The organism is Yinghuangia sp. YIM S10712 (assembly GCF_051388935.1).
Lineage (GTDB): Bacteria > Actinomycetota > Actinomycetes > Streptomycetales > Streptomycetaceae > Yinghuangia.
This window is the reverse complement of sequence record NZ_JBPKBI010000002.1, coordinates 806,201-829,520: the sequence shown is the minus strand read 5'-3', so window position 1 is coordinate 829,520 and position 23,320 is coordinate 806,201. Positions and strand designations below refer to the sequence as shown.

Here is a 23,320-nt window from a genome sequence, read left to right as displayed (position 1 = left end):
AACACGCCTGCGGGACGGCACCTCACGATGCCGCCCCGCACATTGTCGTTCCCGCGTCAGCGGCTTCCGCCGCGTCCGCCGCGGTCACCCCGCTCGCGCATGCCGGTCGTCCGCTGCTCCTCCGGCAGTTCGGCCTCGATGCGTTCCTTGCGCACCGTGCCGCGCACTGTCTCCTGGTCGACGTGCTCCTCGGTCGTCAGCCGGATCCGCTCGACCGGTTCCGCGCGGGTCTCGATCACCGGCCGGTCCGCGTACAGCGTCACTTCCTGCTGCTCGTCGGCCATTTCGGCACGCATGGCCTCGGCACGGTTGGCGTCGGTGATGGGTTCGCGTTCGATGTGCACCTCGGTGTGGCGCACCGGAACGGTCTGCTGCTCCTCTTCCGTGACGACGAACTTCCGCAGCCGGGCGCGACCCACCTCGTGGCGCTCCACGCCGACGTGCAAGTGCTCCTCGAAGCGCGTCATCGACAGGCTTTCCCGGCCGGTGTCGGCGGTGGTGCCCTTCGCCTTCGCGGTCCCGGCGGTTCCTGTCGCGCCTGGCTTGGTGACACTCGGCCCGGTGCCCGTCCCGGCCTCGGCTTCGCCTGCCTTGCCGCCCGAACGCGCCCACCCGCGCTCGCCGGGCTGGTTGGCCTCACGCCACGCCGAGTCCCAGGCGAGGCCGTAGTACTCGTACAGGCGGTGTTCTTCCTGCGCGGACAGGTGCCCGCCTGCGTCCACATCGACGTTCGGGGCGTCCTTGACCTTGTTCTTGGGGTACGGAACCTCCAGATGGTCTTCCGTCACCGTGGCTTCGGCGATGGGAATGAACGTCTCGTTCGACCCGAACATCCCGGTCTTGACCGTCACCCATTCCGGCTGGCCGGTGTCGTCGTCGAGGAAGACGTGCCCGGCCTCCCCGATCTTCTTGCCGTCGGCGTCGAAGACGGGATGGCCCAGCACAGCGGGTATCTGATCGCGAGTGATCATTTTCTGCCTCCTGCTTGTCGGGGACAGCACCAACGGGACCCCGCACCTGCGGAAACCCGTCCGAACTGCGTGGAACGACGGGGCTGCTGCTGCCCCTGGGGCCGAAGTCCTCAGGCACTCTTGCGAGTCCGACTCCGAGCGGCCGTCTCGCGGTCCCCTCCAAACAGCGGGTATCCCCAGGCCTTCATCAGAAACGAGAAGATGACGAAATCTCACAAATTATGTGGTTAACACGGTCATTCCAACGGTCCATCATGATTTGCCGGAAATTACATCGAGCCCCATGGTGGTCGCGAGCGGGCCGCCCGGCCCGCCGGTCCCCCGGTACTGGAGGCTCCTCATGGCCCGCTGCGAAGTCTGCGGCAACGACTACTACGCAACGTTCGAGGTACGCGCGGGCGATGCCGTACACGTGTTCGACAGTTTCGAGTGCGCGATCACCCGCATGGCACCGATCTGCGAACACTGCCGGTGCCGCATCATCGGCCACGGCGTCGAGGCCGACGGACGCTACTTCTGCTGCGCGCACTGCGCAAAAGCGGAAGGTGCCGCCGGCATCAAGGACAACGCTTCGGTGGGCTCGGCCATGTGACCGACGCGGCCCGGGAACCAAGCCCCGCGCGTCGGCGTTCGAACAACCGAACAACACGAACAACACGCCTGACTCGAACAACTCGAACACGACGGCGGCGCCGCGATCCCGACAGCACATCGGGCCGTGGCGCCGCCGTCGCCCATCCCGCCGCAGGTTGTTGGAGGCACCCGTGCCCGCCCGTGACCCCGCCCGCCTGCCGTACGGCCTCGCCGTCGACTCCGACACCGCCCCGGCCCCCTACTCGGGCCCCGCGTCACCGCCCGCGCCGGACGACCGCTTCACGTTCGCCCTGATCTCCGACCGCACGGGTGCCGCACGGCCGGGGGTCTTCGAACGCGGCATCGCCGCCCTCAACCTCCTCGCCCCGACGTTCGCCTTCCAGATGGGCGACCTGGTCGAGGGCTACACCGAGGACACCGCGACCCTCGACGCCGAGTGGGCCGAGGTCGACGCGATACTCGCGCCGCTGCGGGTGCCGCTGTTCCACGTGCCCGGCAACCACGACGTGGCCAACGCCGTCATGCGGGAGCGCTGGCTGTCCCGATACGGCGCACTGCATTACCACGTGCGCTACCGGGACACGTTTTTCCTGGTCCTGGACACGCAGGATCCCGAGCAGCCGATGCCGCCCGAGGACGCGGCTCGGCTGCGCGCGCGACTGGCCGCGGCCGACGGCGATCCGGAACTGACCCGGCAGGCGTACGAAGCCGCGGTCGACTGGAACGGCGTACCGCGCGCAGCCGGCCTGTCGGAGCAGCAACTTGCTTATGCAGAACAGGTTTTGCGCGACAACACCGATGTGCGCTGGACGTTCGTGATCATGCACATGCCGCTGTGGCAAGGCGAAGGGCACCCGGCGTACCACCGCATCCGCGCCGCGCTCGGCGACCGCCCGCACACGATGTTCGCGGGCCACGTGCACAACTACCGTGTCACCGAGATCGACGGAAACCGCTGCATCCGGCTCGGCCCCACCGGCGGCGTCTGGGTCTTCGGCGACGGCCACCCCGGCAACATCGACCACGTCACCCTCGTGACCGTCGGCGCACCGGGGACGGACGAGCCGGTCATCGCCAACCTCACCCTCGACGGCATCCTCGGCCCGGAGGGCAGCCCCGTGTAGCCGGGGGCCGCGCCGGGGGCCACGGTCCGCGCGGTGCCCGGCGCGGAGTACCGTTCTGTAGCGTGTACCGCTTCCTGCTGACGCCGCGCTGGCTGGCTCTCAACCTGCTGGTCGTGCTGCTGATCCCGGTCATGGTCAAGCTCGGGTTCTGGCAGTTGCACCGCTACGAGGCCAAGGCCGAGCGCAACGAAAGAGTCAGCGAGAACCGCGGGCGCGACGCCGTCCCCGCCGGTGACCTGTTCGCTGTCGGACGCGACCTCCCGTCCGCCGACCAGTGGCGCAAGGCGACGGCGACCGGCCGGTACGACCAGGCACACGAGTTCCTGGTCCGGCACCGCCAGCTCGACAACGAGCTCGGCTTCTTCGTGGTGACTCCCCTGGTCACCCAGAACGGCACGGTGCTCCTGGTCAACCGCGGCTGGGTGGCCAACCCGGACAGCGCGACCGCGCAGCCCGAGGTGCCGCCCGCGCCCGGCGGCCAGGTCACCGTGACGGTACGCGCGAGGCCGTCCGAAACCCACGAGCGCACCGGCATCAAGGACCGCGACGGGCTGCCCGCCGGCCAGGTCATGCGCATCGACACCGCGCAACTGGCCGGCCTGCTCGGCGCGACCGCGGTGTACGGAGGCTACGGTCAACTCGCCGAGCAGGACCCGCAGCCGGCGAAGGCCCCCGCGCTCCTGCCGCTGCCGGAGGCCGAGGACACCGGGCTGAACCTGGCGTACGCCGTCCAGTGGTGGATTTTCGGGGTCGCGCTGATCGCGATGTGGATCAAGGTCATCCGCCGAGAGGCCGCCGACCTCGAAGCCGAGATCGCCGCACTGGACGCCGACGAGACCGCGCCCGGCACGCCGGAGGACAGCACAGCGGACGCGCCGCCCCCCAGCGTCACCCGGTCGGCGTGAGCCCGTCGACCAGCGCCGGCAGGACCTCGCCGATCGGCTCGCGCACGACGGCGTGGGCCGCCCCGTCGTACGGCGTCTCGCCCGCGTTCACCACGACCAACTTCGCGCCCGCCTCCAACGCCACCCCGCACAGCGACGCTGCCGGTTCGACCTGCAACGAGGTGCCGACGGCGAGGAACACGTCACAGACCTGTGCGGCGATGGCCGCGCGTTCGAGCACGCGCCGGTCGAGCGCCTGGCCGAACATGACCGTCGCGGTCTTCTGGATCCCGCCGCACGCCACACAACGCGGGTCGTCCTCCCCCACCGCGATCCGCGCAAGGGTCTCGTCGAGCGTGGTCCGCGCGTCGCAGTCGGTGCACAGCACCTCGAACATGGTGCCGTGCAGCTCCATGACCTTGTCCGGTGAGTTGCCCGCCCGCACGTGCAGCCCGTCGACGTTCTGCGTGATCACGCCGAGCAGGCGCCCGGACCGCTCCAGGTCGACCAGGGCGCGGTGGCCCGCGTTGGGTCGGGCCAGGAGCGCGGGGTTGTCGCGGCGGGCGAGCCACGAGCGGCGGCGGATCTCGGGGTCGGCCATGTACGTGTCGTACCGCACGAGCTTTTCGGCGTCGGGGTCCTTGGTCCACACGCCCTGCGGCCCCCGGTAGTCGGGGATTCCCGAGTCGGTGGAGATGCCGGCGCCGGTGAGCACCGTGATGGAATCGGAGGTCCGGATCCACTCGCGGACAGCGGTGTTCATGGCGCCGAGCGTAGCCACCGACCGGATCTGACAGCACGTCATTAACCAGGGAGGGGTCATGGTTCGCGCGGCGGTACTGCACGAAGTCGGAAAGGACCTGCGGGTCGAGGAGATCGACCTCCCCGCGCCGGGCCCGGGGCGGGTGAGGGTCCGCATCGCGGCCGCGGGGGTCTGCCACTCCGACCTGTCGCTGGGCGACGGGGTACTGCCGCAGGCGTTCCCGGTCGTCCTGGGGCACGAGGGCGCGGGGACGGTCGTCTCGGTCGGCGAGGGTGTCACACACGTCGCCGAAGGAGACCCGGTCCTGCTGATCTGGGCACCCGCGTGCGGCGCCTGCTGGTGGTGCGAGAACGCGGAGCCGCACCTGTGCGCCCGGGCCATGGACGCGGCGGCCGTGCCGTACGCGAGGCTCGCCGACGGCACCGACGTGCTGCCGGGGCTCGGCACCGGGGCCTTCGCCGAGGAGACGGTGGTCCCGGCGGCCGGTGTCGTACGTCTTCCGTCCGGTGCCGGGCTGGAGGAGGCCGCGCTGCTCGGCTGCGCGGTGACCACGGGAACCGGCGCGGTGTGGAACACCGCCCAGGTCGCGCCGGGCACGTCAGTCGCGGTCGTCGGGCTCGGCGGCGTCGGGCTGTCCGCCGTGCAGGGCGCCCGGGTGGCACGGGCCGCAACGATCGTCGCGATCGACCCCGACGAGGACAAACGCAAACTCGCACTGGCCATCGGCGCGACCCACGCGCTCGAACCGGGCCCGGACCTGGCCAAGCGGGTCCGGGCGCTGACGGGCGGGCGCGGTGTCGACCACGCCTTCGAATGCGTCGGGCGCGCCGCCACGATCCGCGCGGCGTGGGGGCTCACCCGCAGGGGCGGCATGACGACGGTCGTCGGCGTCGGCGCCAAGGACGACATGGTCGGCTTCAGCGCCCTTGAGCTGTTCCACTTCGCCCGGACCCTGACGGGTTGCGTGTACGGCTCGATCGATCCCGCACGGGACATCCCCCGGCTCGTCGGGCACGTGGCCGCCGGCCGCATCGACCTCGGGTCGCTGGTCACCGCGCGGATCGGCCTCGACGGTGTCAACGACGCGTTCGCGGCGATGCGCTCCGGCCGGGGCGCGCGCGCTCTCGTGCTCCCCGGCGCCTGACCGGCACCGACCGTGCCCCTGGCCGGCACGCAACCGAGACCGGCCGCGCGACACCGGCGCGGGTCAGTGACGCACCGCGCCCCGCGACGGAAAGATGAGCCCATGGATCTTGGACTACGTGAACGCGTCTACCTCGTCACCGGCGCCACCCGCGGGCTCGGCTTCGCCTCGGCCAAGGCGCTCGTCGACGACGGCGCCCGGGTCGTGCTCACCGGCCGCAGCGAGGAGAGCGTCGGCAAGGCCGCGGCCGAGCTCGGCGGCCTGCCGCACGCCCTCGGCATCGCCGCCGACAACGCCGACTCGGGCAGCGCGGAACGCCTCGTCGCCGCGACCGTCAGCCGCTTCGGCCGACTGGACGGCGTGCTCGTGAGCGTCGGCGGGCCGCCGGCGGGAGCGGTCATGACGGCCGACGACGACCAGTGGCGGGACGCGTTCGAATCCGTGTTCCTCGGCGCGGTGCGCCTCGCCCGCGCCGCGGCCCGGGCGATGGGCGACCGCTCCGGCGACAGCCCGCACGGCGAGGGCGTCATCGGTTTCGTGCTCTCCGCGTCGGTCGCGCAGCCGATCCCGGGGCTCGGCATCTCCAACGGCCTGCGCCCGGGGCTGGCGATGGCCGCCAAGACGCTCGCGGACGAACTGGGCCCGCGCGGGATCCGGGTGCTCGGGCTGCTGCCCTCCCGCATCGACACCGATCGCGTCCGCGAGCTCGACGCGCTGTCCGGCGACGCCGCCGCGGCCCGCGCGCAACAGGAGCGCTCGATCCCGCTCGGCCGGTACGGCACTCCGGAGGAGTTCGGGCGCGTCGCGGCGTTCCTGCTGTCGCCCGCAGCCTCGTACCTCACCGGCATCATGGTCCCGGTCGACGGCGGAGCGCTGCGCGGCCTGTGACGCGATCGGCGCCGCTCCGGCCCGCTGCGGGTCGGGGCGGCGCCGTTGCCGTCGGCGGACCGGCGTCACTCCAGGCGGCGCTTCGGCAGGCCTTTCGCGCTGCGCAGTTCGACGGTCACCGGAAGGCGTTCCAACTCGACCGCGTCACGGCCGTGTGCGAGGACGTCCTCACGGATCGCCTCCAGCACCGCCCGCGGTTCGACACCGGCTTCGGTACGAACGGAGAGCTTGAGCCGCGGCCCGCGGTGGCGGCGGACCAGACGCGCGTGGGCGTCGGCGACGTCGGGCACGCGTTCGAGGTCGTCGGCGATCGCGTCGGCCAGCGCGTAGCCGTTGACGGTGATGGTGTCGGCGTCGTCGCCGACGAGTCCGAACCCGGTGCCGAGCCCCGAGGGGCCGCCGCCCGCGTCCTCGGACACGTCGGTGACCCGGATCAGGCGGACCGGACGCCGCCGGAACTGCGCGAGGAACCACCACAGGCACAGCACCAGCACGACACCGGGCACGCCGAAGGCGACCCACCACCACCAGTCGCGGTCGACCAGCCGCTCGGTCTGGCTCGGGGTGATGATCGGCTTGTACGGGTTGCGCAGCACGTCGCCGAGCGAGTCTCGGAACCACCCGCGCGAGCGGGCGATCACTCCCAGGCCGCCGACGAGCAGGCCGAGTCCGACGAGGCTCAGCAGGATCCGGTTCACGACACGGCGCACGGACCCGTCACCTCCCACTCGCGGGTTGCAGGCGTACGTCGACAACCGGCACACGGGCCAGGAGAAGCGACTGGGCCCGGTCGCGCAGCGCCTCTTCGAGCTCTTCGTGCAGCTCGTCGGGGTCGCGGAAGTGGTAGTCGACGCGGAGCACGGCCTTGCGCCGGGTCACGCGCACCCGCGCGTCCAGCACGCCCGTCGACGTGAGGGCGGTGTGCCGCAGCAGGTTGCCTGCGGTCCGGCGGGTCATGTACGCCGACATGTCGGGCGCGACCGGCCGCAGCGGCAGCAGATGGCGTCGCCCCGGAGTCCACGCCAGAAGCAGCAGCCACGCGCCGACCACGGCGGCGACGATGCCGCCGATCCACACCCACCGCTCGGTCCACTCGTGGGTCTGCACCCAGTCGAGTAGGTCGTACGCCCACTCGGGCGTGTGCTCAAGCCGGGCTGCGACGCCGAAGAACAAGGCGGTGCCGGCGAGACCTCCGATGCCGAGCGCGGTGAGCGCCGCCACGAAACCGCGCGGCGACCAGGCACGGCGCGGCTTGCGGAACTCCTCGGATTCCGGAGTGCCGGGGCCGGGCGGCTCGGAGGACTTGTCGAGCGGCGCGTCGAGCACACTCACTGCACGCGCCTCCTGCCTTTGCCGATACGGGTCATGCGCGCCACGATCACGTCGATGCGGACGACCGGCATGCCGGTGAGGCGCTCCACGTCGGACCGCACGCGGCGGCGCACGACACCCGCCATCTCCTTCACCTGGCCCGGATACGGCACGTCCAGATCCAGGCGCACGGTCGCGTGGTCGTTGCGGAGCTTCACCCCGGCCTTGGGGTCACGCAACTTGGTGTCGGGCGCGGCCGCTCCGGTGGCGTCGCGGGCGGCTTTCGCGGCGATTTTCTCGACCACCCGCTCGCCGATGCGCAAGGTCCCCCGGTAAGCGGGCGGTTCCAGGTGCGACGGGCCTGCGGTCGACAGGCCCGCGCTGCGCGGCTGCGCCATCAGCGGCGCCGGCCGCGCGACGAGAACAGCTCGCTCAGGTCGAGGTCGCCGTCGAAGTAGCGCCCGGCGAGGAAGCCCACCGCGCCGAGCGCGGCGACCAGCAGGAAGGCCCCGAACCCTCCGATCGCCGCGGCCAGGCCGAGGGCCATGCCGGCCAGGAGGCCCACGATGGGTGTGCTCATGACTACCTACTCCTCGGTCCCGTCCAAGTGGCGTCCGCCGTCTGCCGCTCGCACCGTCTCACCGCCGCGCCGCCTTACTGTACGCGCGGGTTTTGGCTGCGCCGGCGTCGTTCCATGATCGCCCGCCACACCTGCACGGGCAGTGACCCACGCCGGTAGACGGTCGTCTCGGACGCCGTGGGAGGGGTCTTTGCGGGTCCGGGCTCCGCCCGTCCGGAGGAGAGCAGAGCCCGGTAACGCACCAGCCCGGCGACGAACTCCGCAGGGTCACCGCCCCGGTCGGGATGACGCGTCTTGATGAACTCACGGTACTCGCGCAGGAGTTCACGCCGATCAACGTCATCCGCGTCCGTCGTCATCGCCGGCCCGTCCGTTTCACTGAAGCTGGCGTTCCTTTTCGTCCTCGTGCTCGATGTGGATGTCGTCGACGGCGATGTTCACCTCGACCACCTCCAGCGCGGTCATGCGCTCGACCGACGAGATGACGTTCTCCCGCACAGCCGCCGCGAGTTCGGCGATCGGCACACCGTATTCGACGACGATGGCCAGATCGACGGCGCACTGCTTCTCGCCGACCTCGACGCTCACGCCCTGGGCGACGTTCGGCTTGCCGCCCGGAACGCGCTGACGCACCGCGGCGAACGCCCGCGCCGCACCGCTCCCGAGCGCGTACACGCCCGAGATGTCGCGGGCGGCGATGCCGGCGATCTTCGCGACGACGCCGTCGGCGATGGAGGTGCGGCCCCGGTCGGAACTCAGCCTTGCCACCTCGGTTCCGCCGGAGCGCTGCTGCCCGGGCACGCGCTCCCCTTCTTTCTCGGCCGACTGTGTTCCGCCTCGTCCGACTGTCGTGTCCGCCATCGCCGCACTTCCCTTCGCCATAGGATTCTCCCCCGGTGTCGCGATCCTGCACATGCCCTGTCATCGGGTCGCCACACCTGCACCAAGGGTATGCGCGGATCGCGGTCGTCACGGGGACGAACCGCCGTTCCCGCAACGCTTCCAGGACCATGTCCATGGTTTCCGGCGGCGGTTGACAGCGGCAGGGGCAGACAGTGTGAACAAGGCGGCGGTCCAATGAACACACAGGACGACAATGCGTCGAAGCCCGCGGTGCCCACGGCGGCGGAATTGCTCGCGGCCACCGCGCCGACGGCGCGGGGCGGCCAGGCGGTACCCCCCGGTGCGAGTCCGAGCACGCTCGAGGACACGTTGGGCATCACCGAATCTCCGTCCGCGCGCACGCTTCGTGCCGCAGCGGACGCCGAGCCTGGTGTGCGGTCCCGCAGTTGCCTCATCCGGACCGACGAAACGCCGGGTGGCGTACGGGTGATCGTGTCGATCGCGGTGGCCTACGGTCTCGCGGTCCACGAGGTCGCACACCGCGTTCGCCGGCGGGTCGCCGCTGCCGCGGTCGACCTGTTCGGCACGGCGCCGGAGTCGGTCACGGTGGACGTCAAGGTGGTCTGGCTCGACGAGCCCGCAGACCGGCCCGCATCGCACTGACACGACGATCGTTGCAGTCGTCTACGGCCTGAGCGAGGCCGACGGGCGGGGCTCGACGACTCGGTGAGCAAGCCGCGCGTCCATCGAAACACCGTATGCGCACGCCGTGTTCACCATTTTGCAGGGGCAACTGCCGTGGGCCCGGCACGGGGCTTGCCGACAGGCGCCGCGTGCTTGCCGGACGGTCTCCCGCCGGAGTGCCGGCGGATGCCCGGGCTCGTGCGGGCCGGGCGGACTCGCAGACTCCGCGATGTCGTCGAGGGGCGGCAATCCGATGCCGGTGATCGGCGGTCCGGGCGTGTCGCTCCGATGGATCGCCGAATGCGCGGCGGGACACGCTCACGGACCGTCGGCGGGACCCGGCACCCGCCCCGGCGGCCTCCGCATTCGGCGATCAGGTCCGGTCACCGCATCGTTCCGGGCCGGGGCCGCCGGCCGGACGCGCCCTGCGCAGCATGGAATCGGCCCAAAAAGCGCCGCTCATGGCTGTTGCCCGTGCGGATCGCGCCGACCGACCGCGCGCCGGATGTGGGGACGCGGCACCACCACGGTGGCCCGACGCCCCGCACCCGTCCGGCGCCCTACTCCCCCGCGCCCAGAAGATCCCTGAGTCGGCGGCCCTGCGCCTCCCGTTCCGCGGCGCGCTGTTCGTCGTAGGACCGCGTCGCCGCGCCGAGGAGCAGGGCCTTGGTCTCGACGACCGCGTCGCGCGGCGCCCGGATGAGTGCCTCGGCGGTTTCGAGGGCCGCCTTGTCGAGGTCCGCGTGAGGGACCACGGAGGTGGCGAGGCCGAGGGCGAGGGCTTCCTGCGCGCCGATGCGGCGGCCGGTGACGCAGATGTCGAGCGCGCGCGCATAGCCGACGAGGTCGACGAGAGGCTTCGTGCCCGCCAGGTCCGGGACCAGCCCGAGCGAGGTCTCCAGCATGGAGAACTGCACATCGTCGGCGCATACCCGCAGGTCGCAGGCCAGGGCAAGCTGGAACCCGGCCCCCACCGCGTGGCCCTGCACCGCCGCGATGGAGACCAGGTCCGGCCGACGCCACCAGGTGAACGCCTCCTGGAACGCCGCGATGGCCGCGTCCAGGGCCGCCTCGTCGAGTTCGGCGAGGTCGGTGAGCGCGGCCTCGCCCGGAACGCCGCCTCCGCCGGGGAAGAGCCGACGGTCGAGCCCGGCCGAGAAGGACGTGCCCTCGCCCCGGAGCACGACCGCGCGGACGTCACCGGGCAACGAGCGCCCGATCCCGGCGAGCTCCCGCCACAGGGCGGGCGTCTGCGCGTTGCGCCGGTCCGGATTGGCCAGGGTCACCACGGCGATCGGGCCCGTGCGTTCCAGACGGACGTACTCCGACATGCTCCACCTCCATGTGGGACGGGCCCGGGCCGGTGTGGTCCGGTGCACCGAGAATCGACCACCCGGCCCCGGGGGGGGTCGGGTGGTCGCACAGGAGAAAGTTGTACCAGGTGGTAACTTGACGAGCCGTCGGTCAGTGCAGTTTGTACGGTGACGCCGCTGTCGCCTCAACGGCGGCGGCGGCGCTGGTGCAGTTCGTACCGTTTCGGACAACGCGCCATTCCGAAAACAGGGCAGGGCAACGCAGATGGAACGCGCGGGGAGGGCTCAGGAAGCCGCCGCCCTGGTCTTGCCGCGCGTGGCCCCACCTCTTCCGCGCAGGGTCACGCCCGATTCGCTCAGCATGCGGTGCACGAAGCCGTAGGAACGGCCCGTCTCCTCCGCGAGTGCGCGGATGCTGGCGCCGGAGTCGTACTTTTTCTTGAGGTCCGCCGCGAGCTTTTCGCGCGCGGCACCGGTCACCCGGCTGCCCTTCTTCAGAGTCTCGGCCACACGTGCCTCCTCATGGGAAGTGCGCTCTGGGTTCCCATGATCACCCCTGTCGCGCGGCAACACCAGCGATTCCGGGGAGCCGGGGGCCACCCAAACGGGGCCGGTCGGGCGCCGACAGGCATGATCCACGGACCGGAACCGCCGATTCCCCGGCGTTTTCCCGGAAACCATCCGTCGCTCCGCCGCAAAGCCGCTGGTCACCCACGACGTTTGTGAGCTCGCACAGCGTGGCTGAGTGTTTGGTTGGACCGGCCCGGAGACCGAACGGAGCAGGCCGTTCCTCTTGTGAGGATTTTGTGTGGGAATCCCGAGCGGGCCGAAAAGCCCGCCGGAACGGGCCCGCCCGGCCTGCGGGCGCTCGGGATCGTCGCGCACCGGCCTCAGGCGAGCGCCACCAGGTCCGCGTAGTCCGCGTTCCACAGGTCCTCGACGCCGTCGGGGAGCAGAATGATCCGCTCCGGCTGGAGGGCCTCGACCGCGCCCTCGTCGTGCGTCACCAGCACGACGGCACCGGCGTACGACCGCAGGGCGGACAGGACTTCCTCACGGCTCGCGGGGTCGAGGTTGTTGGTCGGCTCGTCGAGCAGCAGCACGTTGGCCGCCGACACGACCAGCGTCGCGAGCGCGAGCCGCGTCTTCTCGCCGCCGGAGAGCACCCCTGCCGGCTTGTCGACGTCGTCGCCGGAGAACAGGAACGAGCCGAGCACCTTGCGCACCTCGACGAGATCCATGTCCGGAGCCGACGAACGCATGTTCTCCAGAACCGTGCGGTCCGGGTCGAGCGTTTCGTGCTCCTGCGCGTAGTAGCCGAGCTTGAGCCCGTGGCCCGGCTCGACCCGCCCGGTGTCGGGCGTCTCGACACCCGCGAGCAGCCGCAGCAACGTGGTCTTGCCGGCGCCGTTGAGCCCGAGGATGACCACGCGGGAGCCCTTGTCGATCGCGAGGTCGACGTCGGTGAAGATCTCCAGCGAGCCGTACGACTTCGACAACTCGGACGCCATCAGCGGCGTCTTGCCGCACGGAGCGGGCTCGGGGAAACGCAGCTTGGCCACCCTGTCGGCCTGCCGCACCCCCTCCAGCCCGGACAGCAGGCGCTCGGCGCGGCGTGCCATGTTCTGCGCGGCCACCGTCTTGGTCGCCTTGGCCCGCATCTTGTCGGCCTGCGACATCAGCGCCGCGGCCTTCTTCTCCGCGTTGTCGCGCTCGCGCTTGCGGCGGCGCTCGTCCGTCTCGCGCTGCGTGAGGTACGCCTTCCACCCCACGTTGTAGATGTCGAGCGCGGTGCGGTTGGCGTCGAGGTGGAAGACCTTGTTGACACAAGCCTCGACGAGGTTCACGTCGTGGCTGATGACGATGAACCCGCCCTTGTACGTCTTCAGGAAGTCGCGCAGCCACACGATCGAGTCGGCGTCCAGGTGGTTCGTCGGCTCGTCGAGCAGCAGGGTGTCGGCATCCGAGAACAGGATCCGCGCGAGTTCGACACGACGCCGCTGGCCACCGGAGAGGGTGCGCAGCGGCTGGGCGAGGATCCTGTCGGGGAGCCCGAGGCTCGCCGCGATCGTGGCGGCCTCGGCCTCCGCCGCGTAGCCGCCCTTGGTGAGGAATTCGGTCTCCAGCCTCGCGTACCTGCGCATCGCCTTGTCCCGGACCTCGCCGGTCGTGCTCGACATCGTCTGCTCGGCGGCGCGCATGCCGTTGATCGCCGCGTCGAGGCCACGCGCGGACAGGATTCGGTCGGACGCGAGGACGTCGAGGTCTCCGGTTCGCGGATCCTGCGGCAGGTAGCCGACCTCGCCGGAGTTGGTGATGGTGCCGGCGGCCGGCTGTGTCTCGCCCGCGAGCGTCTTGGTCAGCGTGGTCTTGCCGGCGCCGTTGCGGCCGACCAGGCCGATGCGGTCGCCGGGTGCGACGCGGAAGCTCGCGGATTCGAGCAGGACGCGGGCGCCCGCGCGCAGTTCGACGGCGGTGGCAGTGATCATCGGGAACCTCCGTGGAAACCCCGGCCTTCAGGCCCCCAGGGGCGGATCGCAGTGCCGCGATCTGTTGATTCGGCCGACATAGGCGTGTTGGTGGCTTGTTTCCGGCCGCCGGGTCGGCGGTGGCGGCTGTGGAGCCGGTGTGAGACCAGGGCGGAACCATTCCGGGCGGGCGGCGATGAAGCAGGAAACCCGCGGCACGAGCTGCGGGAGCGCCCCTCCTTCACCAGGGGCGGGAAGTCACGTCGGGGCGTGACTCCCATCACGCCGCGGGACGTGGCTCCGGCGGCCAGGACGCCTGACTTCGTGTCAGGGGACCGGCCGGGGCTCCGGGGCGGCGAAAGACCGCCTCACCTCACGCGCCTCGCGGTCACAGAGCGGGGAAAAAGCCTCGACGACCATACGGCGCAGTCTAGCCGGACGGCGTACGCCGCCTGGCGCCGCGTCCGTCCAGCGGACGGCGTTCGTTCGAGGTGAGACGCATATCACGCAAGGGGCACACTGCGGGCATCGCCGGACTCACCGGTCTGCCCGCCCTCGACGCCCCGGTCGGCTCGTACGTCGAGGGGTGGCTCGGGCACCTGCGCGGAGACGATGATGACGTACCGTCAGATCCGATGTCTCACAGCGTCGGCACGTCGCACCACACGACCTTGCCGCCCGCGACCGGGTAACTGCCCCACGACTGCGCCAGCGCCTCGACCAGCAGCAGCCCGCGTCCGTTCTCGTCGCAGGTGCGGGCCTGGCGGCCCGGGCGCCGCAGCGGCCCGCCGGCGTCGGTCACGGCAAGACGGAAGGTGCTTTCGCCGCGCAGCAGTTGGACGGTGACCTCGGTCGACTGCGGCGCGTGCCGCACGGCGTTCGTGACGAGTTCGGAGACGAGGAGTTCGAGGATCTGCAAGCACTCGTCGGCGCCGCCGCCGGCGGCGACCGTGTCGCGCAGTGCGTGGCGGGCGCGCGGCACCGCGTCGACCGAGCCGGGCAGATGGAGCGTCAGAACAACCGCTGCTCCTGCGGGCCCGCGGCCGCTCGTTGCGCGCGGCCCGCCGTGCGCGGCCTGGGACGGCACCGACGCCACAGATCCGGCGGTCGCGGAAACGGACGAGTGGCCTGCCTTGCGGACCGGTGTCGGTGATTCGGACTCGGACTCCCCATGCTGTCGCAAGGGTGCGGTCTCGCCCACAGCTCCCCCTGATCGCCGGATCGTTGCGCCGCTCGTCGTGCTCTCGGATCGTGCCTCGGACGATTCCTCTGGCCCCCTCTAGTGAGATCGACTCGGCCGGGCCGCCCGAAACCTGGTTGGCCGCACCAGACACGGACGAGTGGCTTTCGACCGATGCGTGAACCCCGGCCCACCCGCGCGACGGCGCACGCCCGGCGCACAACGTTGACGACGGCGCGTACCGTGGGCGTGGGAATCCGATGCCGCCACCGATCGTTGACGGGGTCGTTGAAGTCCGTGTCACGACGACGCGCGGCATACCGGCCGGCGCGGAGACCGGCGGGAGGAGGCGACAGTGTTCGGCGGCGTTTTCGAAGAGCTGTTCAGCCCTGGGCGCAAGCACACCACCGATGAGCACAATCGGCTCACGCTCGCCCGTGACGACGACCACGAGGACGGCGGTCCGGGACCGATCGACCTGGACAAAGGCATAGTCGTCATCCGGCGGCCGGCACCGGCTGCCGCGCCCGCGGAAGCGACCACGGCGGAACCACCCTCCGGTGACGGCGCCGCCGCGGATCCGGCGGCGGACTAGGGCCGCCTTCGCCGCCGAATCCGTGCGCTGACCAGGCACGCCCCACCTCGGTACGAACTCGTCGCGGGAACCAACCGGGCCCACGGGGACGTCCCGCATGCACGGGTGGTCCGCACGATGCGGGGACCTGTGCCGACCGCAAGTGCGGGCGCTACCGTCGGCACCACCAGAGCGGCAACAGAAGCGTCCGCGTCACGGAGGATCCGCATGCAGCCACGGCTCGAGGCCACTCTGGCCGACTTCGTCCCGGCCCTGCGCTTCCTGTCTCCCGACCGCGTCGACCGCCATCTCGGCCACGAGAATCTGCCGCCCGCGTGGTGGACGAGCGTGCCGATCGCCCGCGCGGTCGACGTGATCGGTTCGACGGAGCTGCCCGACCGGCTCGCGGATCTCGCGTACACCGAATTGCGGCATCTGCGGCTCGGCGACCTGCTGCCCGCCGCGTGGTTGGCACGCAACGACTTCCGGCTCTCGCAGTGGCCGGACGGTGTACGCACGAACGTCCTTGTGCGCACGCCGGATTGGGCCGACCTGCTGGGCGCCACCGTGCAGGAGATCCGCGACTGGACGAACATCGGGACCACGACCGTGCGACCGGTGATCTCGCAGTTGTTCGCCGAGGTGCTGGGCTTGCTGCCCGCTGACCAGGCGACCGGCGAGGCAGCGGCGGTCGCCGCCCAGGGCACCGCGGAATCCGGCGAGGAGGAATCCGACGCCGAATCCGGTCGGTCCGCCGAGGCTCCCGAGGCCGCCGTCGAGACCGACGAGGCGGAGGAAGCGGACGAGGCCGCATCCGCACGTGCCGAAGCGCCTGCCGAACACATCGTTCCCGCGCCGCGCGGCATCCGGATCAGCAAGCGTCCGCCGATCGGTTCGGCCGATGACTCGGCCGGCGACTCGCTCGGCGGGGAGGCCGCCTCGGAACACCACGAGGACCACGCATCCGAAGACACGCCCGAAGACGCTTTTGACGGCTTCACCCCGACGGCATCCGACGCGCCGACGCAAGACCCGTCCCCGGAGGGCTTCGACGACCTGGTCGACGCGATCGAGGACGAGCTGCGGCCGGTCAGCATTCCCGCTCCGCCCACCGGCGACCTCAGCGTGGTCGTGCGCTGGCTCGCCGAGGAGGCACCGGACATCCCCCTCATCTCCGAACTCACGCGCATCACGCTGGAAACCGCGTCCGTGGTCGGCTTGGAGAGCGCGTCGCCTGAGGTCCGCACCGCGCTGCTCCGGCTGATGCCGCTGGTGCCGGGGAGCCTGCTGCCCGAAGGGCTCGACATCTCCGACGACTTCTTCGCCGACGCCTCCGCGGACGCCGAAGACCCCTACGACGCACCGGAGATGACGTCGATTCTGAGTGCCGCTCCGCCGGTGCCCGACCTGCCCGAGGCGCCCGAGTTCGGCGACGCCGACGAGCCGGAAACCGAGGCCGCACGCGCGGACGAGGCCCGTGCCGACAGTGGTGCCGGTGCCGACGATATGACCGTGCTCGCCGTCCCCGGCACTCCTCCCCCGCCGCCCGCCTGGGCTGCGGACGCGGACGACCTGACCGTGCTCGCGATGCCCCCGGTGCCGTCGGACGACGACGCCCCCGATTCCTCCGCGTCCGCGGCGGATTCCGACGCGGACGAGGCGTCCGACGCCGACGACTCCGTCGACGCCTTCGGCGAGGTCCCGCCGATGACACGCGACGACTTCCCGGCCCAATCGGCGTCGTCCGCCCCCGCCGCGGATCCCGGACAGGCAGACGGCGAGGAATCCGTCGACGCCTTCGGGGAGATCCCGCCGTCGACCCGCGACGACCTCCCGATCCAGCCCACACCGGGCCGCCTGCCGGCCGACGACGCGACCGCGCTCCGCAAAAGCCCGCTGCCAGGCACCCACAAGTCCGGCGACGCCCCCGGGGTGGAACCGTCCGCCGCACCCGGCGCCCAGGGCTTCGTCATCCCGCCCAAACCCACCGCCCCGCCGCCGATTCCGCCGCGCCCGGCGGGCACTGCGCCGACGGCCGACGACACGCCGCCCGCCCACGGGCGCGCCGAGTCGCCCGCGGAACCTCTCGCCGAGGTCGGCGACGCAACCTCGAATGCCGAGGATCCGGAGACCGGCCCCGTACCGGCGCCCGGCAACATCGTCCTGGTCCTGGCCGCATGGTTCACCGGCCGCGAACCGCGCTGGCGCACTCTCGCCCGGGACCGCCTGTTCACCGACTCACCGCGTGAACTAACCTCCCTCGCAGGCGAGTTCGGCAAGGACTCGGTCGAGGTGGAGGCGCTGGAACGCGCCCTGCGGCGACACCTCGCGGACCAACTCGACCAGCCGGGGGGCGCCGCGATACGCGAACACCTCAACCGCGTGGAGACCGACCTCGGCCCCGTCGCCACCGTCGCGGAGCTGCGCGACCTCGACCGGCGGCACACCGCGACCATCCCGGGTCTGGGCGTGCAACTGTGGCAGGTGGTCCGCGGGTTGCTCAGCCTCAACACCTCGGTGGACGGCTGGCTGACCGCCGGCGCGCCGGGTGAACTGGAGTCGCGTACCGCGGAGATCGTTCGTGCGGCCTGCGAACGCAGCGGCTCGGTGCCCTTCGCGGCACTCGAACCGCCCTTGTCGGCGCTGGGAATTCGCGCCGAGGTCCGCGAGGCGTGGATCGCCCGCCTCGACGGCTTCGACCTGGAGGACGGCGTCGTCCGTCCGTGGCCCGCCGACGAATCCGGGCCGGTTCCCGCCGCACCCACCGTTGTGGCCGACCGGCCGCCGGCCCTGTCGCCCCACCAGGCGGCAGGCGAACCTGCGGCCTCCGCAGCCGAACCGGGTGACGCAGGCGACGCGGGCCACCCCGGCGACGCGGCGCGTTGCTTCCGCGACGACCAAGGCGTGTGGTGGTACCGCGTCGACGTGGAGGCCCCTCTCCTCGACGGCGAACGCCTGCCGTTGCCACCCCAGTTCGTGCACGCCCTGGGCTTGCGGCCGGGCGGCAGCGTACGGCTGCACCACGCCGCCGGTCCTGCCGCGCTGCGCTGGGAGCGCGAGCCGTACTGCGTCTCTCTGCGCGCGATCCTCGCCGGACTCGGCGCCGAGATCGGCGACATGGTCTTCATCGGATCGGTGCGCCCCGGCCGACTGGAGACGCGTCTGCTCGCCGGGGACGGCAAGTTGCGCCTGCCGCGGTGGGCTCGTGCGCTGCGGCACACAGGCGTCGACCCCGTCCCCGACCAGGTGAACCTGCCCGCCCTGCTGGGCGCGCGCCTGGGACTCGACGACGGCTGCGACCTGAAGGCCGTGCTGAAGCGCCTCCAGGATCGCGGCGACGGCGATGTGCTCGAACTCCTCGGGGTCGCCTCCACACGCTGAGGGACTCCCCTTGAATTCGCACGCCGAGGCGTAATCACGTTGCCACGCATTGTCCGCCGGGGCCATCGTTTGTCACCAGCGGCTGCGTGGTTCACGTGATTTTTCGCGAATTCCCCAGGGAGGTCCACTCGCATGTCCCCAGGTATGCACGTGTCCCGAAAGCGCTTGTGTGCCGTCGCGGTCGGCGTCACCGTCATGCTCGGCGGTCTGGTCGCCTGCGGAGACGACGACGACAAGGGCAACCCCTTTACGCCGCCGTCGATGCCGACTTTCCCCACGGCGACTCCGTCGCTGCCGACCGGGCTTCCCACCGCACTGCCGAGCGACCTGCCGACCACCCTGCCGACCGGCATTCCGACCGGCATTCCGACCGGCACGGGCCGCACCGGCACCCGGACCCCCACCTCCGACGAGCCGACCTCTCCCCGGCCCAAGACGAGCAACTTCGCCTCGGGCGAGTGCCTGGCTGGCAGCATCGAGACCACCGGGACCCAGGACGAGCTCACCGAAGTCCCGTGCTCCGACCCCGAGGCGACGTTCAAGGTGCTGCGGACGTTCCCGTACCAGATCGGTTCGCAGCAGTGCTCAAGCGTGTCCGGGACGGACTACTCGTACCACGAGTACATGACCCTCAACGGCGTCCCCACCGGCACCGGTACGACGTACTGCCTCCAGGAGCTGTGAGCACGGCCGTGGGGCGGCACCCGGACTCCGGTCACCGCCCCACGGATTCGCGACGGACGCGGCGTCAGGGCGACGCCGGCCGGTTCAGCCCCGGCGGCAGTTGCGCCGCGGCCGAGCGGTCCAGCAGCCACAGCGTGCTGCGGCGGCCGTAAGCACCGGCCGCCGGCACCTGCACCGAACCCCCGCCGGCCAGCCCGAGGCGCACGGCCGGGGCCTTGTCCGCACCGGCGGCCAGCAGCCACACGTCCTTCGCTGTACGAATCGCCGGAAACGTCAAGGTGATCCGCGTCGGCGGCGGTTTCGGCGCGCCGCGCACCGCGACGACGGTCCGCTCCCGCTCGTGTGTCGCGGGCAGTTCGGGAAACAGCGACGCCACGTGCGTGTCGGGGCCGACCCCGAAAAGCGCCACATCGAACGACGGGACATCCACGCCGCCCCGCTCGGCCGCGGTCTCCGGCCGGGCCGCGACCGCGAGTTCGCGGGCGTAGCGCGCGGCCGCCGCCTCCGGGTCGTTGCCGTCCGGTCCGTCCGACGCCGGCATGGGATGCACGAACGCCGGGTTCAGCGGCAGTTCGTCGAGCAGTTCGGCGCGGGCCTGCGTCTCGTTGCGGTCCGCGTCGCCGCTCGGCAGGAAGCGTTCGTCGCCCCACCACACGTGCACGTGCGCCCAGTCGACGGCGTCGCGTGCGGGGGACGCGGCGAGTTCGCGCAGAAGCGCGTTGCCGTTTCGGCCCCCCGTCAGCACGACGTGCGCGATGCCGCGCGCGGCCTGCGCGTCGACAAGGCGCGTGATGAACCGCGCCGCCGCCGCACGAGCCAGCAACGCCCCGTCCGCATGGATCAGAACGCCGGGCGGCCCGGTCACGACGACCCGCCACTGCGCTTTCGGGCCCGGGCGGCGCCGGACGATCCGGATGAGCCGGATGAGCCGGACGAGCCCGAGGACGACGGGTCCTTGGCGCGCGGCGACCGCGAACCGGTCGACTTCGCCGGGGACTTCCTCTCGGGCGCGGCCGACGCCGACTCCTCGTCGGAAGGACGCACGACATCCGCGGACTCGGCCATCGTCGAGGCCCCCGCGACCGCCCCGATCGCCACCGTGCCCTCTTCGTGCCCGGCCGCTTCGACGGCGGCCGGCGACGCGTCGGCCGATGCTCCGTTCGAGGCGACCTTGGCCTCTTCGGCGGCGTGCGCGAGCGTCGTCGCGTAGACGTCGTCGGGGTCGAGGCGACGCAGTTCCTCAGCGATGAGTTCGGCCGCGTCGCGACGCTTGAGTGCGACGTGCCGGTCGGGCTGGCCGGGCGTGGACAGCGTGGCGAGCACGCCGTCCGGGCGGGTGATGGAGATCTCGCCGCTCTCGGTGGCCAGCCGTACGGCGGTGATGCCCGGCCCTGCCGAGACCACGCGCTCGACCGGGACGCCGAGGCGGTCGGACAGCCACAGCGCGAGGAGTTCGGCGCTGGGGTTGCCGGCCTTGGCCTCGACCGTCGCGGCGGAGATCGGGTCGTACCGCTGGTCGAGCGCGGCGGCGAGGAGGCTGCGCCACGTCGTGGTGCGGGTCCACGCGAGGTCGGTGTCGCCTGGGGTGTAGCCGGACGCGCGGATCTCCAGCCAGTCCGAGCGGCGCGGCGCGGCGACGGCGTCGGTGATGCGGCGCTGGGCGAGCACGCCGAGGCGGTCCTTGCTCGCCGTCTCGGGCGCGCGGCCGGGCCACCACACCACGACGGGGGCGTCGGGCAGCAAAAGCGGCAGGACGACGGACTCGGCGTGGTCCGCGAGTTCTCCGTGCAGACGCAGCACGACGGTCTCGCCCGCGCCCGCGTCCCCGACGCGTACTTCGGCGTCCAGACGCGGTGTGATCTCCGCTCCGGGGCGACCGATGACGACGAGGATGCGCGAGGGGTGCTCGCGCGCGGCCTCGACGGCGGCCTTCATCGAGTCGTACTGGTTGCTCTCGTCGGTGACGATCACGAGTGTGAGCACCATGCCGAGCGCCGGTGAGCCGATGGCGTGCCGCGCCTCGACGAGGGCCGCGTTGACGGCGCTGGACTTCGTGTCGGTCAGGTCGATCATCATGGCCGGCGCCAGCTCCGTCCGTCGCGTGCGAGCATCTCGTCGGCGGAGTCCGGACCCCACGTGCCCGAGACATAAGTATCGGGTTTGCCGTGCTTTTCCCAGTAATGCTCGACGGGATCGAGAATCTTCCAGGACGCCTCGACCTCCTCCCAGCGCGGGAACAGCGGTGCGTCGCCGAGCAGGACGTCGAGGAGCAGCCGCTCGTACGCCTCGGGGCTCGACTCGGTGAAGGACTCGCCGTACGCGAAGTCCATGTTGACGTCGCGGACCTCCATCGCGGTCCCGGGAACCTTCGAACCGAACCGCACGGTCATGCCCTCGTCCGGCTGGACGCGGATGACCAGGGCGTTCTGCCCCAGCTCCTCGGTGGCGGTCTCGTCGAACGGCAGGTGCGGGGCGCGCTGGAAGACGACCGCGATCTCCGTGACACGGCGGCCGAGGCGCTTGCCGGTCCGCAGGTAGAACGGCACGCCCGCCCAGCGGCGGTTCGCGATCTCCAGCTTTATCGCGGCGTAGGTGTCGGTGCGCGAGGACTGCGAGATGCCCTCTTCCTCCAGGTAGCCGCACACCAGCTCGCCGCCCTGCCAGCCGCGCGTGTACTGCGCGCGGACCGAGTGCCTGCCCAGGTCGGCGGGCAGCTTGATCGAGTTGAGGACCTTCAGCTTCTCGGCGACGAGCGCGTCGGCCTCGAACGACAGCGGCTCCTCCATCGCGGTGAGCGCGAGAAGTTGCAGCAGGTGGTTCTGGATGACGTCGCGCGCGGCACCGATGCCGTCGTAGTAGCCGGCCCGGCCCTCGATGCCGATGTCCTCGGCCATCGTGATCTGCACGTGGTCGACGTACGAGCGGTTCCACAGCGGCTCGAACATCGTGTTCGCGAAGCGGAGCGCCAGGATGTTCTGGACGGTCTCCTTGCCCAGGTAGTGGTCGATGCGGAAGACCGACTCGGGCGGGAAGACCTCGTCGACGATCTTGTTGAGCTCGATCGCCGAGGGCAGGTCCCGGCCGAACGGCTTCTCGATCACCGCGCGGCGCCACGAGTCGGCGTGCGGCGGGTCGGCGAGGCCGTGCTTCTTGAGCTGCGCGACGACGAGCGGGAAGAACCTCGGCGGCACGGACAGGTAGAAGGCGTGGTTGCCGTGCGTACCCTGCTTCTCGTCGAGGTCGGTGATCGTCTGGCGGAGGTGGTCGAACGCCGCGTCGTCGTCGAAGTCGCCCTGCACGAAGCGGAACCCCTCGGAGAGCTGGCGCCAGACCTCCTCGCGGAAGGGGGTGCGCGCGTGCTGCTTGACGGCGTCGTAGACGACCTGGCCGAAGTCCTCGTCGGCCCAGTCGCGCCGGGCGAAGCCGGTGAGGGCGAAACCCGGGGGCAGCAGGCCGCGATTGGCCAGGTCGTAGATCGCCGGCATGAGCTTCTTGCGGCTCAGGTCACCCGTCACCCCGAAGATCACCAGGCCGGACGGGCCCGCGATGCGGGGCAGGCGGCGGTCCTGGGGGTCGCGCAGCGGATTCGTGGGCCAAACCGCCGGAACGTGGTTCATGCCGCACCCCCGCCGGTACGTGCGAGGTGCCGCCGCGCCGTGGGCGGCGGTGCCGACGCGGCGAGCGGGGCGGCGGTTCCCTGGTCCGGCGCGTGAGGCGCGGGGACTTCGGTGATCGACCATGCGACCGGTTCATCGGTCGCCGCAGCGCGGACGCTGTCACCCGGAACGGTGACGTCCACGCCGCCGGCGGTCACGCGTTCGAATGCGTGTTGCACGGGCGGTCAGCCCTCCTGTGGTGGGGGAGTCTGCTGAGAGCATGCCCTGATTGCGTGGATTTCCACGGGCCGTCGCGGCCGATCGGGTAACGACCGGCC

At 71.6% G+C, this 23,320-nt stretch carries 25 protein-coding genes; 9 read left to right on the top strand and 16 right to left on the bottom strand.

Annotated features, from left to right (window positions below):
* Positions 1–56: 56 nt before the first annotated feature.
* Complete coding sequence (locus tag ACRX5W_RS09030; RefSeq protein ID WP_436787429.1) at positions 57–971, bottom strand: PRC and DUF2382 domain-containing protein; 915 nt, start codon at positions 969–971, stop codon at positions 57–59.
* A 340-nt stretch (positions 972–1,311) separates the two neighbouring features.
* Here ACRX5W_RS09030 and ACRX5W_RS09025 point away from each other — a divergent pair, with 340 nt between their 5' ends.
* From ACRX5W_RS09025 to ACRX5W_RS09015, 3 genes are all read left to right on the top strand, one after another.
* Positions 1,312–1,563: a hypothetical protein gene (locus tag ACRX5W_RS09025; protein ID WP_436787533.1), complete on the top strand. Its 252-nt coding sequence runs from the start codon at positions 1,312–1,314 to the stop codon at positions 1,561–1,563.
* Positions 1,564–1,735: 172 nt separating this feature from the next.
* On the top strand, positions 1,736–2,689 hold the full coding sequence (locus ACRX5W_RS09020; RefSeq protein WP_436787428.1) for a metallophosphoesterase family protein: 954 nt from the start codon (positions 1,736–1,738) through the stop codon (positions 2,687–2,689).
* 62 nt (positions 2,690–2,751) lie between these two features.
* On the top strand, positions 2,752–3,594 hold the full coding sequence (locus ACRX5W_RS09015) for an SURF1 family cytochrome oxidase biogenesis protein (protein ID WP_436787427.1): 843 nt from the start codon (positions 2,752–2,754) through the stop codon (positions 3,592–3,594).
* Here ACRX5W_RS09015 and ACRX5W_RS09010 read toward each other — a convergent pair.
* Positions 3,578–4,336: an SIR2 family NAD-dependent protein deacylase gene (locus ACRX5W_RS09010; RefSeq protein ID WP_436787426.1), complete on the bottom strand. Its 759-nt coding sequence runs from the start codon at positions 4,334–4,336 to the stop codon at positions 3,578–3,580. The genes ACRX5W_RS09015 and ACRX5W_RS09010 overlap by 17 nt on opposite strands.
* A gap of 58 nt (positions 4,337–4,394) precedes the next feature.
* Between ACRX5W_RS09010 and ACRX5W_RS09005 the strand changes: the two genes are divergently transcribed.
* Together ACRX5W_RS09005 and ACRX5W_RS09000 are read left to right on the top strand one after the other, a co-directional pair.
* A complete protein-coding gene (locus ACRX5W_RS09005; protein WP_436787425.1) occupies positions 4,395–5,480 on the top strand; it encodes a Zn-dependent alcohol dehydrogenase in 1,086 nt (361 codons plus the stop codon).
* Positions 5,481–5,582: 102 nt separating this feature from the next.
* Positions 5,583–6,368 (top strand): SDR family oxidoreductase, encoded by a 786-nt coding sequence (locus ACRX5W_RS09000; protein WP_436787424.1) that lies wholly within the window; start codon positions 5,583–5,585, stop codon positions 6,366–6,368.
* Positions 6,369–6,433: 65 nt separating this feature from the next.
* Here the strand turns inward: ACRX5W_RS09000 and ACRX5W_RS08995 are convergent, their stop codons facing one another.
* The 6 genes from ACRX5W_RS08995 to ACRX5W_RS08970 all read right to left on the bottom strand — a co-directional run bounded on the left by ACRX5W_RS08995 (position 6,434) and on the right by ACRX5W_RS08970 (position 9,141).
* Positions 6,434–7,078: a hypothetical protein gene (locus ACRX5W_RS08995; protein ID WP_436787423.1), complete on the bottom strand. Its 645-nt coding sequence runs from the start codon at positions 7,076–7,078 to the stop codon at positions 6,434–6,436.
* Positions 7,079–7,085: 7 nt separating this feature from the next.
* The gene (locus ACRX5W_RS08990; protein ID WP_436787422.1) at positions 7,086–7,700 is read right to left on the bottom strand and encodes a DUF6286 domain-containing protein; all 615 of its coding nucleotides are present in this window, start codon (positions 7,698–7,700) and stop codon (positions 7,086–7,088) included.
* On the bottom strand, positions 7,697–8,077 hold the full coding sequence (locus ACRX5W_RS08985; RefSeq protein ID WP_436787421.1) for an Asp23/Gls24 family envelope stress response protein: 381 nt from the start codon (positions 8,075–8,077) through the stop codon (positions 7,697–7,699). The genes ACRX5W_RS08990 and ACRX5W_RS08985 overlap by 4 nt, the downstream gene beginning before the upstream one ends.
* The gene (locus tag ACRX5W_RS08980; RefSeq protein ID WP_436787420.1) at positions 8,077–8,259 is read right to left on the bottom strand and encodes a DUF2273 domain-containing protein; all 183 of its coding nucleotides are present in this window, start codon (positions 8,257–8,259) and stop codon (positions 8,077–8,079) included. The genes ACRX5W_RS08985 and ACRX5W_RS08980 overlap by 1 nt, the downstream gene beginning before the upstream one ends.
* Positions 8,260–8,333: 74 nt before the next feature.
* Positions 8,334–8,618, bottom strand: coding sequence for a hypothetical protein (locus tag ACRX5W_RS08975; RefSeq protein ID WP_436787419.1), 285 nt, complete (start codon positions 8,616–8,618; stop codon positions 8,334–8,336).
* A 16-nt stretch (positions 8,619–8,634) separates the two neighbouring features.
* The gene (locus ACRX5W_RS08970; protein WP_436787418.1) at positions 8,635–9,141 is read right to left on the bottom strand and encodes an Asp23/Gls24 family envelope stress response protein; all 507 of its coding nucleotides are present in this window, start codon (positions 9,139–9,141) and stop codon (positions 8,635–8,637) included.
* Positions 9,142–9,336: 195 nt separating this feature from the next.
* On the opposite strand from ACRX5W_RS08970, the gene ACRX5W_RS08965 reads away from it, so the two are divergent.
* The gene (locus ACRX5W_RS08965; RefSeq protein ID WP_436787417.1) at positions 9,337–9,765 is read left to right on the top strand and encodes a hypothetical protein; all 429 of its coding nucleotides are present in this window, start codon (positions 9,337–9,339) and stop codon (positions 9,763–9,765) included.
* A 581-nt stretch (positions 9,766–10,346) separates the two neighbouring features.
* On the opposite strand, the gene ACRX5W_RS08960 is transcribed toward ACRX5W_RS08965, so the two are convergent.
* The 4 genes from ACRX5W_RS08960 to ACRX5W_RS08945 form a co-directional block, all read right to left on the bottom strand.
* Complete coding sequence (locus ACRX5W_RS08960; RefSeq protein WP_436787416.1) at positions 10,347–11,117, bottom strand: enoyl-CoA hydratase/isomerase family protein; 771 nt, start codon at positions 11,115–11,117, stop codon at positions 10,347–10,349.
* Positions 11,118–11,384: 267 nt separating this feature from the next.
* A complete protein-coding gene (locus ACRX5W_RS08955) occupies positions 11,385–11,609 on the bottom strand; it encodes a helix-turn-helix domain-containing protein (protein ID WP_436787415.1) in 225 nt (74 codons plus the stop codon).
* A gap of 380 nt (positions 11,610–11,989) precedes the next feature.
* The gene (locus tag ACRX5W_RS08950) at positions 11,990–13,588 is read right to left on the bottom strand and encodes an ABC-F family ATP-binding cassette domain-containing protein (protein WP_436787414.1); all 1,599 of its coding nucleotides are present in this window, start codon (positions 13,586–13,588) and stop codon (positions 11,990–11,992) included.
* 619 nt (positions 13,589–14,207) lie between these two features.
* On the bottom strand, positions 14,208–14,663 hold the full coding sequence (locus ACRX5W_RS08945; protein WP_436787413.1) for an ATP-binding protein: 456 nt from the start codon (positions 14,661–14,663) through the stop codon (positions 14,208–14,210).
* A gap of 439 nt (positions 14,664–15,102) precedes the next feature.
* On the opposite strand from ACRX5W_RS08945, the gene ACRX5W_RS08940 reads away from it, so the two are divergent.
* The 3 genes from ACRX5W_RS08940 (at position 15,103) to ACRX5W_RS08930 (ending at position 19,386) form a co-directional block, all read left to right on the top strand.
* Positions 15,103–15,342, top strand: a complete 240-nt coding sequence (locus ACRX5W_RS08940) for a DUF6191 domain-containing protein (RefSeq protein WP_436787412.1) — start codon at positions 15,103–15,105, stop codon at positions 15,340–15,342.
* 207 nt (positions 15,343–15,549) lie between these two features.
* Positions 15,550–18,702 (top strand): hypothetical protein, encoded by a 3,153-nt coding sequence (locus ACRX5W_RS08935; RefSeq protein ID WP_436787411.1) that lies wholly within the window; start codon positions 15,550–15,552, stop codon positions 18,700–18,702.
* Between the two features lie 132 nt (positions 18,703–18,834).
* Positions 18,835–19,386, top strand: coding sequence for an LppU/SCO3897 family protein (locus ACRX5W_RS08930; protein WP_436787410.1), 552 nt, complete (start codon positions 18,835–18,837; stop codon positions 19,384–19,386).
* A 64-nt stretch (positions 19,387–19,450) separates the two neighbouring features.
* Here ACRX5W_RS08930 and pgl read toward each other — a convergent pair whose 3' ends face one another.
* From pgl to ACRX5W_RS08910, 4 genes are read right to left on the bottom strand one after another with little or no spacing between them, the layout of a single operon-like run.
* Complete coding sequence (pgl, locus tag ACRX5W_RS08925; protein ID WP_436787409.1) at positions 19,451–20,251, bottom strand: 6-phosphogluconolactonase; 801 nt, start codon at positions 20,249–20,251, stop codon at positions 19,451–19,453.
* Positions 20,248–21,462, bottom strand: coding sequence for a glucose-6-phosphate dehydrogenase assembly protein OpcA (opcA, locus tag ACRX5W_RS08920; protein WP_436787408.1), 1,215 nt, complete (start codon positions 21,460–21,462; stop codon positions 20,248–20,250). The genes pgl and opcA overlap by 4 nt, the downstream gene beginning before the upstream one ends.
* Positions 21,459–23,003, bottom strand: coding sequence for a glucose-6-phosphate dehydrogenase (gene zwf, locus ACRX5W_RS08915; RefSeq protein WP_436787407.1), 1,545 nt, complete (start codon positions 23,001–23,003; stop codon positions 21,459–21,461). Before zwf ends, opcA begins: the two co-directional genes overlap by 4 nt.
* The gene (locus ACRX5W_RS08910) at positions 23,000–23,221 is read right to left on the bottom strand and encodes a hypothetical protein (RefSeq protein WP_436787406.1); all 222 of its coding nucleotides are present in this window, start codon (positions 23,219–23,221) and stop codon (positions 23,000–23,002) included. The genes zwf and ACRX5W_RS08910 overlap by 4 nt, the downstream gene beginning before the upstream one ends.
* Between the last annotated feature and the right edge of the window lie 99 nt (positions 23,222–23,320).

Coding starts and splice junctions, on each gene's coding strand:
- ACRX5W_RS09030 (WP_436787429.1), bottom strand. CDS start 971: ATGATCACTCGCGATCAGATACCCGCTGTGCTGGGCCATCCCGTCTTC.
- ACRX5W_RS09025 (WP_436787533.1), top strand. CDS start 1,312: ATGGCCCGCTGCGAAGTCTGCGGCAACGACTACTACGCAACGTTCGAG.
- ACRX5W_RS09000 (WP_436787424.1), top strand. CDS start 5,583: ATGGATCTTGGACTACGTGAACGCGTCTACCTCGTCACCGGCGCCACC.
- ACRX5W_RS09005 (WP_436787425.1), top strand. CDS start 4,395: ATGGTTCGCGCGGCGGTACTGCACGAAGTCGGAAAGGACCTGCGGGTC.
- ACRX5W_RS08965 (WP_436787417.1), top strand. CDS start 9,337: ATGAACACACAGGACGACAATGCGTCGAAGCCCGCGGTGCCCACGGCG.
- ACRX5W_RS09010 (WP_436787426.1), bottom strand. CDS start 4,336: ATGAACACCGCTGTCCGCGAGTGGATCCGGACCTCCGATTCCATCACG.
- zwf (WP_436787407.1), bottom strand. CDS start 23,003: ATGAACCACGTTCCGGCGGTTTGGCCCACGAATCCGCTGCGCGACCCC.
- ACRX5W_RS08985 (WP_436787421.1), bottom strand. CDS start 8,077: ATGGCGCAGCCGCGCAGCGCGGGCCTGTCGACCGCAGGCCCGTCGCAC.
- ACRX5W_RS08930 (WP_436787410.1), top strand. CDS start 18,835: ATGTCCCCAGGTATGCACGTGTCCCGAAAGCGCTTGTGTGCCGTCGCG.
- ACRX5W_RS08960 (WP_436787416.1), bottom strand. CDS start 11,117: ATGTCGGAGTACGTCCGTCTGGAACGCACGGGCCCGATCGCCGTGGTG.
- ACRX5W_RS08950 (WP_436787414.1), bottom strand. CDS start 13,588: ATGATCACTGCCACCGCCGTCGAACTGCGCGCGGGCGCCCGCGTCCTG.
- ACRX5W_RS08980 (WP_436787420.1), bottom strand. CDS start 8,259: ATGAGCACACCCATCGTGGGCCTCCTGGCCGGCATGGCCCTCGGCCTG.
- opcA (WP_436787408.1), bottom strand. CDS start 21,462: ATGATGATCGACCTGACCGACACGAAGTCCAGCGCCGTCAACGCGGCC.
- ACRX5W_RS08970 (WP_436787418.1), bottom strand. CDS start 9,141: ATGGCGAAGGGAAGTGCGGCGATGGCGGACACGACAGTCGGACGAGGC.
- ACRX5W_RS08935 (WP_436787411.1), top strand. CDS start 15,550: ATGCAGCCACGGCTCGAGGCCACTCTGGCCGACTTCGTCCCGGCCCTG.
- ACRX5W_RS08975 (WP_436787419.1), bottom strand. CDS start 8,618: ATGACGACGGACGCGGATGACGTTGATCGGCGTGAACTCCTGCGCGAG.